This is a genomic window from Autumnicola musiva (assembly GCF_031846585.1).
Taxonomy (GTDB): domain Bacteria; phylum Bacteroidota; class Bacteroidia; order Flavobacteriales; family Flavobacteriaceae; genus Autumnicola; species Autumnicola musiva.
Genome location: NZ_JAVRHK010000003.1, coordinates 456,470 through 463,639, shown reverse-complemented (window position 1 = coordinate 463,639; position 7,170 = coordinate 456,470). Strand labels below are relative to the sequence as shown.

General features: G+C 38.4%; 4 protein-coding genes, 1 other RNA gene and 2 pseudogenes. 1 reads left to right on the top strand and 6 read right to left on the bottom strand.

The genetic code is table 11. The annotated features are described in order from the left end of the window. Positions 1–60: 60 nt before the first annotated feature. The 6 genes and pseudogenes from RM539_RS07010 to RM539_RS06985 all read right to left on the bottom strand — a co-directional run bounded on the left by RM539_RS07010 (position 61) and on the right by RM539_RS06985 (position 5,238). Positions 61–1,025, bottom strand: a pseudogene (locus tag RM539_RS07010) (IS110 family RNA-guided transposase). Between the two features lie 382 nt (positions 1,026–1,407). Continuing rightward, positions 1,408–2,600: pseudogene (locus RM539_RS07005) on the bottom strand (IS3 family transposase). A gap of 259 nt (positions 2,601–2,859) precedes the next feature. Beyond that, positions 2,860–4,422 carry a ribonuclease Y gene (gene rny, locus RM539_RS07000; protein ID WP_311502663.1) on the bottom strand — a complete coding sequence of 521 codons (1,563 nt, stop codon included), beginning with the start codon at positions 4,420–4,422 and terminating at the stop codon, positions 2,860–2,862. Between the two features lie 51 nt (positions 4,423–4,473). Further along, positions 4,474–4,594: non-coding RNA, 6S RNA (gene ssrS, locus RM539_RS06995), on the bottom strand. Between the two features lie 50 nt (positions 4,595–4,644). Next, complete coding sequence (locus RM539_RS06990; RefSeq protein WP_311502662.1) at positions 4,645–4,938, bottom strand: cell division protein ZapA; 294 nt, start codon at positions 4,936–4,938, stop codon at positions 4,645–4,647. A 9-nt stretch (positions 4,939–4,947) separates the two neighbouring features. Further along, a complete protein-coding gene (locus tag RM539_RS06985) occupies positions 4,948–5,238 on the bottom strand; it encodes a hypothetical protein (protein WP_311502661.1) in 291 nt (96 codons plus the stop codon). A 183-nt stretch (positions 5,239–5,421) separates the two neighbouring features. Between RM539_RS06985 and RM539_RS06980 the strand changes: the two genes are divergently transcribed. After that, complete coding sequence (locus RM539_RS06980) at positions 5,422–7,110, top strand: M23 family metallopeptidase (protein WP_311502660.1); 1,689 nt, start codon at positions 5,422–5,424, stop codon at positions 7,108–7,110. Positions 7,111–7,170 lie beyond the last annotated feature (60 nt).

The following is a 7,170-nucleotide window of genomic DNA, read 5'->3' as shown; positions in this document are numbered from 1 at the left end:
AAAAGAAAGATTTGATAACTTACGCAAGCTAACAAAGAACTAAGCTAAATTCCAAGGATTTTAACTCAATTTAGACACGAAGTTTTCATCATAAGGCAAACCCGGTTTTGCCACTGCAAAGGCCTGTTTAAGCAGCTTGTTACAAACAGCAATAAGTGCGAGCTTCTTACTTTTTCCTTTTGCTATTATTCTCTCGTAGATCTCCCTGCAGGCCTTATTATGTTTACAAGCCGTAAAGCTGCACATAAATAGTAAGTTTCTAAGTTTTGGATTGCCCATCTTACTAATCCTACTTTTTCCCCTTACACTGGATCCAGATTCTCGGATGATAGGAGTAATTCCTGCATAGCAGCATAACTGACTTGCATTCTCAAAATTGGTAAAACCATCGGTTAACACCAATAACATAATGGCTGTTTTATTACCCATTCTCGGAATACTTCTAAGGAGTGTAAGTTGTTTTTGCTGCTCATCCTTAACAATCTCTGTTAGTCTAGCTTCCAGAGTTTTTATTTCGTTTTGTACTACTTTGAGTGATCGGTTTAGCGAGTGATAAACGACTTTTGAAGGTTTCCCCAGAACCTTTTCTCCATGAAGCTTGTTCTTTAGAGCTGTACTCTGCTTGGTGTAGATATCTATCAGACGAAGTAATTGAAGAGCCTCGGCCTGGCTCTTGTCTCTTGCCGTGTACAAAGGAACCTCATTAGCCTTAGCGTATTCACATATCGCTTTGGCATCAGATTTATCGGTTTTAATCTTTGAGAGTTTCATCTGAATAAAACGTTTCACTGATAAAGGATTGACTACCGAGACCCTCATTTCTTTTTCATAAAGAAATTGTGCCAACTATAATGATAATATCCTGTCGCTTCCATAACCACCAGATCTTCGTTAGAAAGAGTCTTTAAAAATGATTTAAAGCCCAATCCATTATTTTTAAATTGGAAGTATTTCCCTTCTGAACTGGCCACATCAAATACATCTTTACTGATGTCAACTCCATAAATTTGATTATTTTTATTCACAAGAATTTGATTTGGAAAGGACACTACTTTGTTTTCATCGACTTAAAAACGAGATCCAGGTCTCATAGAACTAAACGAAATTGAAGTAGAAAAGAGAGGGGATTATCAATGTTGACGGAATCTAAAGTTCCCACGGTTCATATAACCTTACTCCTCTCTTTTGTTCTTTCTGATTAATATCTTAAAGTTAGAAAATCAAACTTAAGGCGGTTCATCTCAAATTACGGGTATTTCGGGAAAAGTGTAATTTTAGAATCCAAGAAAGAAAATAATTAATCCGACAAGTCAGCGTCCCTCCTATGTTGTATTCCAAGTTTCAGACCACTTTCTTTAATTTTTACTTATGGACTTGCAACAAAAAACCGGACTTTAAGTTGAGTGACTATGCTGCTAGTTTTTGGTTATACATATCTATTTCAAATTCTTTAATGGTTCTGTTTCCTAAATAAGAATGTCTTCTTCTGGTATTGTACCAGGTTTCTATCCACTGAAAGATAGACAACTCTGCCTGTGATCTGAGTTTGTATTTATGCCAATATACCCACTCTACTTTCAGAGATTTAAAAAAGGATTCCGCTACGGCATTGTCCCAGCAATTCCCTTTTCGGCTCATCGATTGTACAACCAAGCCATTATAACTCTTAAGCAGGTCGGTAAATCTTTGACTGGCATATTGAATACCTCGGTCTGAATGGAATATATCAAGGGTTGCTTAAGTGTGGTATTTTTAATAGCCATCTGCCAAGCTTTTATAACAGTATCCTCTGTGTTTAGGGTATCACTTAAAGCCCATCCTACAACTTTTCTATTGAATAGGTCAATAATCACCGTTAGGTAACTCCAACCTTGTTTGGTCTGAACATAGGTAATGTCGCTTACCCACACTTGACTAGCTCTAGCTACATTGAAGCATTGATTCAGTAAGTTTGGTGCTGTGGGATATTTATGATTACTATCGGTGGTTGCCCTAAACTTGCGCTTTCTCTTGGCATATAAATAATTTGCCTTCATTATACGGGCTACCCGTGGCTTTGAGACTTTAAAGCCTAGGGCTTCCAATTCAGCTTTTATTCTCGGAGCTCCATAACTCTGGTGACTATCTTCAAAAATATCTTTGATTAGTGAAGAGAGCTTCTGATTTTCTTTCCAAAGGGTGTTGGGGCCAGATTTTAACCAGTGATAATAACCACTTTTACTCACGGCTAACATACTGCACATCTTTTCAACAGGAAATTTCATACGATGCTGTTTTATGAACCTGTATTTTTCTTGTCGCTCGCGGAAAAGATGCCAATCGCCTTTTTTAGGATATCACGTTCTAATTCAGCCTCTTTGAGCTGTTTCTTTAAACGAGCGATCTCTTTCTGTTCATCGGTCATTTTAGGATTACCCCGACCTGGAAAACTATTCTTGCCATAATTCTTTTGCTCTTTACGCCAGCGGTAAAGAACAGCAGGTAATATATCAAGATCCTCACAAACCTGTGCTACACTGCCTTTGGCATAACTTAATTCTACTGCTTAAGGTGTAATGTTTGGCTTTACGTCTCATAATTGCTAATTTAAGAACTAGCAATAATATTCATTCAACTTCCTGTCCAGTCTAATGTAGTAATTCCAGTATTCGGACAATTTAAAAATATGAACCTTCACTAAGTACTATTATCATATTTCGGGATTTTAAATCAGTTCCTAACAATCTATGAAAAAAGGGTCAGACTTTAAAAAAGTCCAAAACCTGTTATTTAAACTTTACACTTTGCGGGATAGTGTCTCCAAAATAAAAAATCCCGCGAAATTCGCGGGATTTTTATGCTTATTATTTAGATCTAAATTTACTTGGCGATATTAACCGCTCTTGTTTCCCGGATTACAGTAACTTTAACCTGCCCGGGATAAGTCATATCTGTTTGAATTTTTTGTGAAATATCAAAAGAAAGATTAGACGCTTTATCGTCATTTACCTTTTCACTTTCCACAATTACCCGCAGTTCACGTCCCGCTTGTATAGCATAGGCTTTCTTCACTCCGCCAAAACCAAAAGCAATCTCTTCCAGATCTTTTAGCCGCTGAATATAAGAATCCAGCACCTGCCTTCTTGCTCCCGGTCTTGCACCGCTAATGGCATCACAAACCTGTACGATTGGAGATAGCAGCGAATTCATTTCAATTTCATCATGGTGGGCTCCTATAGCATTACAAACTTCAGGTTTTTCACCATATTTTTCCGCCCACTGCATTCCTAAAATTGCATGAGGTATTTCTGTTTCAGTTTCCGGAACCTTTCCAATATCATGAAGCAAGCCTGCCCTTTTTGCCAGTTTTGGGTTTAATCCAAGCTCAGCAGCCATTACACCACAGAGTTTAGCTACTTCTCTAGAATGTTGAAGAAGATTTTGCCCGTAAGAAGACCGATATTTCATTCGTCCAATAACCTTAATTAATTCCGGGTTAAGCCCGTGAATACCAAGGTCTATAACAGTACGTTTTCCAATATCAATAATTTCTTCATCAATCTGCTTACGCGTCTTCTTAATCACTTCTTCAATACGTGCCGGGTGAATTCTACCATCAGTAACCAGTTTATGCAAGGATAATCTTGCCACTTCCCTTCTAACTGAATCAAAGCAGGAAAGAATAATTGCTTCCGGAGTATCATCTACAATAATCTCAACCCCCGTAGCAGCTTCCAGGGCACGGATATTTCTACCTTCACGGCCAATAATCCTCCCTTTTACATCATCGCTCTCCAAATTAAATACTGAAACGCAATTCTCAACAGCTTCTTCAGTTCCAATACGTTGTATGGTGTTAATAATGATTTTTTTAGCTTCCTGCTGCGCGGTCAATTTGGCTTCTTCCACGGTATCCTGAATCATAGCCATGGCATCAGCCCTGGCAACATCTTTAAGGGATTCAGTAAGCTGTGCTTTAGCCTCTTCAGCAGAAAGGCCTGAAATTACTTCCAGTTGCTGAACTTTGCTATTATGAAGCTTGTCTATTTCTTCCTGTTTCTTCTCTAGATAGTTAGTCCTGTAGTCGTAATCGGCAAGTTTATCTTCAAGTTCTTTGTTAAGCTTTTTATTTTTTGCCAGTTCTCCGGAAACCTGGGATTCCTTATCACGAATTCTCTTTTCAGCATCATTAATTTTCTTATCCCGGTTAAGAATAACCTTTTCGTGTTCAGATTTAAGCTCTATAAATTTTTCCTTGGCCTGAAGGATTTTATCTTTTTTAATACTTTCACCTTCAGCTTTAGCCTCTTTAATAATACCAGCGGCAGTTTTTTCAGCATTAGATATTGTTCCTGAAGCTTTCTTCCTCTCCAGCATTTTAGCAATTGCAAAACCTATGGCAAGGCCTATCAGTCCCACAATAATAGTTATGATTATCTCCATTTATTTAAAATTTATGTATAAAAAAAGCCTGTATTAGTTGTGTTTTGTATTAAACTCCTTAAAATCAAGTTTAGGGCTAACAAGCTGATCAAGAATCCGCTCATCCCGGTTGCCCGGGAGCGGCGCGCTTTAACAACTTAGACTCACCCTCTTTAAAGAATTCGTGTTGAGTTTATCAAAAAATCACTAATACAGGCAGTAACCTTGTGTTATTTAAAGAACTTATGTCGCTAAATGTTTTTTAAGTAATTCATTAAGCGATTTTAATTTATCTTCTGCTTCAAGCATTTCAGATGATTTGTCTATGCCTTTTTGTTCAGTTTGAGCTGCAAACTGTAAGGCACACATGGCAAGAACATCCTGCTTGTCTCTAACGGCATAACTCTGCTCAAATTGTTTGATCATCCCCTCGATTTTCTTTGCGGCCTTTCGCAAACCCTCCTCCTGCTGTGGCTGAATAGTAAGCGGGTACACACGATCTGCAATCGATATTTTGATCTTTAATTTCTCGGCCATTGCTTTTCATTAGTCAGATAGCTGAACTATGCATTGATCAATTTCCCTAATCAGGCTATTTATTTTGAGCTTTGTCTCTTTCTTGTAATCATTACTGCCCAGCATCGCATTTGCAGCTTTTAAAGTCTGAACCCGTTCTACAGAAGTTTCCAGCTCCTGTTTTAAATTTTCGTTTTCAGATTTAACAGATGTCAATTCTTCTTGCAAAGAATGGTGCATTTGCTTTAGAACTTCATGTTTGTGAAGCAACTTGCTGATTCTATTCTCAAGATTATCAACTATTTCCGTTATTTCACTCATAAAAGCTCCTTATGATGCCGATATGCACAAAGTTAACATACGCGATGAAATATCCCAATACTTTTATTGCTAATTTTATAAAAATAGACGGTGAAGCCTAATAAACTCAGGGCAAGGGATTTACTTTTCCTGCAAGTTTATTTATCTTTACACCGCTATGAAACCTGAACAATCATTATCTATATGAAGTTTTATTTTCTGATAGCATTTATTGCTATCACCACTATTGCCAAATCACAACCCCAGGTGCCGCAGGATTATTTTCAAAAACCACTGGATATTCCGCTGGTACTGGCGGGAACCTTTGGAGAACTAAGGTCCAACCATTTCCATAGCGGGCTCGATATCAAAACCCAGCAACGCGAGGGACTGGAAGTAAAGGCTGCTGCTCCCGGCTATGTTAGCCGTATAAAAATCCAGCATTATGGCTATGGCAAGGCTCTTTATATTCAGCATCCAAACGGGTACACAACGGTATATGGACATTTACAAAGATTTTCTCCGGAAATTGAAGCTTATGTTAAAAAGCAACAATATGCTAATGAAACCTATGAGATAGAGCTTTTTCCTGAAGCAGGAGAATTAGCTGTAGATATGGGAGAGCTGGTGGCCTTTAGTGGAAACACCGGGGGCAGTGGCGGTCCCCATCTGCATTTCGAAATAAGGGATGGTAGCCAAAGGCCTATGAATCCCCAACTGTTTGGACTGCAAATCCAGGATCATCAAAAGCCGATTATTGACGGGTTATTTGTTTACCCCAAGGGTGAGGATGCACATGTTAATAATTCAACAGAAAGGCAAAAAATAAGGCTTATCCCGCTAAAAGATGGTTCTTTTACCACCGAAAAACTAAATGCCTGCGGCCAGGTTGGTTTCGGAGTTTCTACCGTAGACCAACTGGATATGGCACCTAACAGGAACGGCGTGTATAAAATTGAAGCAAATCTAAACGGCGACCAGGTTTTTCAGCTGAATTTTGACCAATTTTCCTTTTCGGAAACCCGCCACCTTAACCAGTTGATAGATTATGAATATTACAGTTCCAACAGAGACCGGATTCAGAAATTGTTTGTAGACGAAAACAATCCCCTAAGCCTTTATGCCAATATCCAATCTGAAGGCAGGCTGAACATTCAGGACAGCCTGAATTACAATTATACTATAAAAGTATTGGACTTTGCAGGGAATGAAAGTATAATCCGTATTCCTATACAGGGGAAATCCGGCAATAATATTCAAGCTAGAAAACTTGAAGAAACTGAATACTTTGCTCAGGCAGACCAGCCATTTTCAACAGAGCAGAATGGAATTGATGTCTACATTCCAAAAGGTAGTCTTTATCAGGATACTTACCTGGATATTTCCTATCAGGGTGATACGATTAAATTCCATCGGGACGATACCCCAATTCATAAAAATATTACTATTGGTTTTGACGTAAGTAAATATCAACCAGCCGAAAAGGAAAAAATGTTTATAGCCCGGCTGGGGTATCGCGGCAGGCCCAGTTATTCCTCTACCTATAAAAAAGGAAATAGGTTTACCACCGGCGTAAGAACTTTTGGTGATTATACTTTAGCATCAGATACTAAAGCTCCATGGATAAATCCTGTTAATTTTAGTGACGGGCAATGGATTTCCAATAATACTACTCTTAAAGTTAAAATAAGCGATGACCTCTCCGGCATTCAAAGTTATCGTGCCACGGTGAATGGGAAGTTTATCCTAATGGAATACGAATACAAGAACAATACCCTTACCTACGATTTTAATGACGGGGCAGTAACGGAGACTGAAAACAACTTTAAACTGGTGGTAACCGATAATGTAGGAAATACAGATACTTATGAAGCCAAGTTCTTTAGAAAATAATTTGAAGTACGAAGTGAGAAGTCAGCAATTCGGGTGCGGAGTTTGAAGTGTATTAAAGAC

Excerpts from the sequence above, each read along its gene's own strand:
- rny (WP_311502663.1), bottom strand. The coding sequence starts at position 4,422 with ATGGAGATAATCATAACTATTATTGTGGGACTGATAGGCCTTGCCATA.
- RM539_RS06990 (WP_311502662.1), bottom strand. The coding sequence starts at position 4,938 with ATGGCCGAGAAATTAAAGATCAAAATATCGATTGCAGATCGTGTGTAC.
- RM539_RS06985 (WP_311502661.1), bottom strand. The coding sequence starts at position 5,238 with ATGAGTGAAATAACGGAAATAGTTGATAATCTTGAGAATAGAATCAGC.
- RM539_RS06980 (WP_311502660.1), top strand. The coding sequence starts at position 5,422 with ATGAAGTTTTATTTTCTGATAGCATTTATTGCTATCACCACTATTGCC.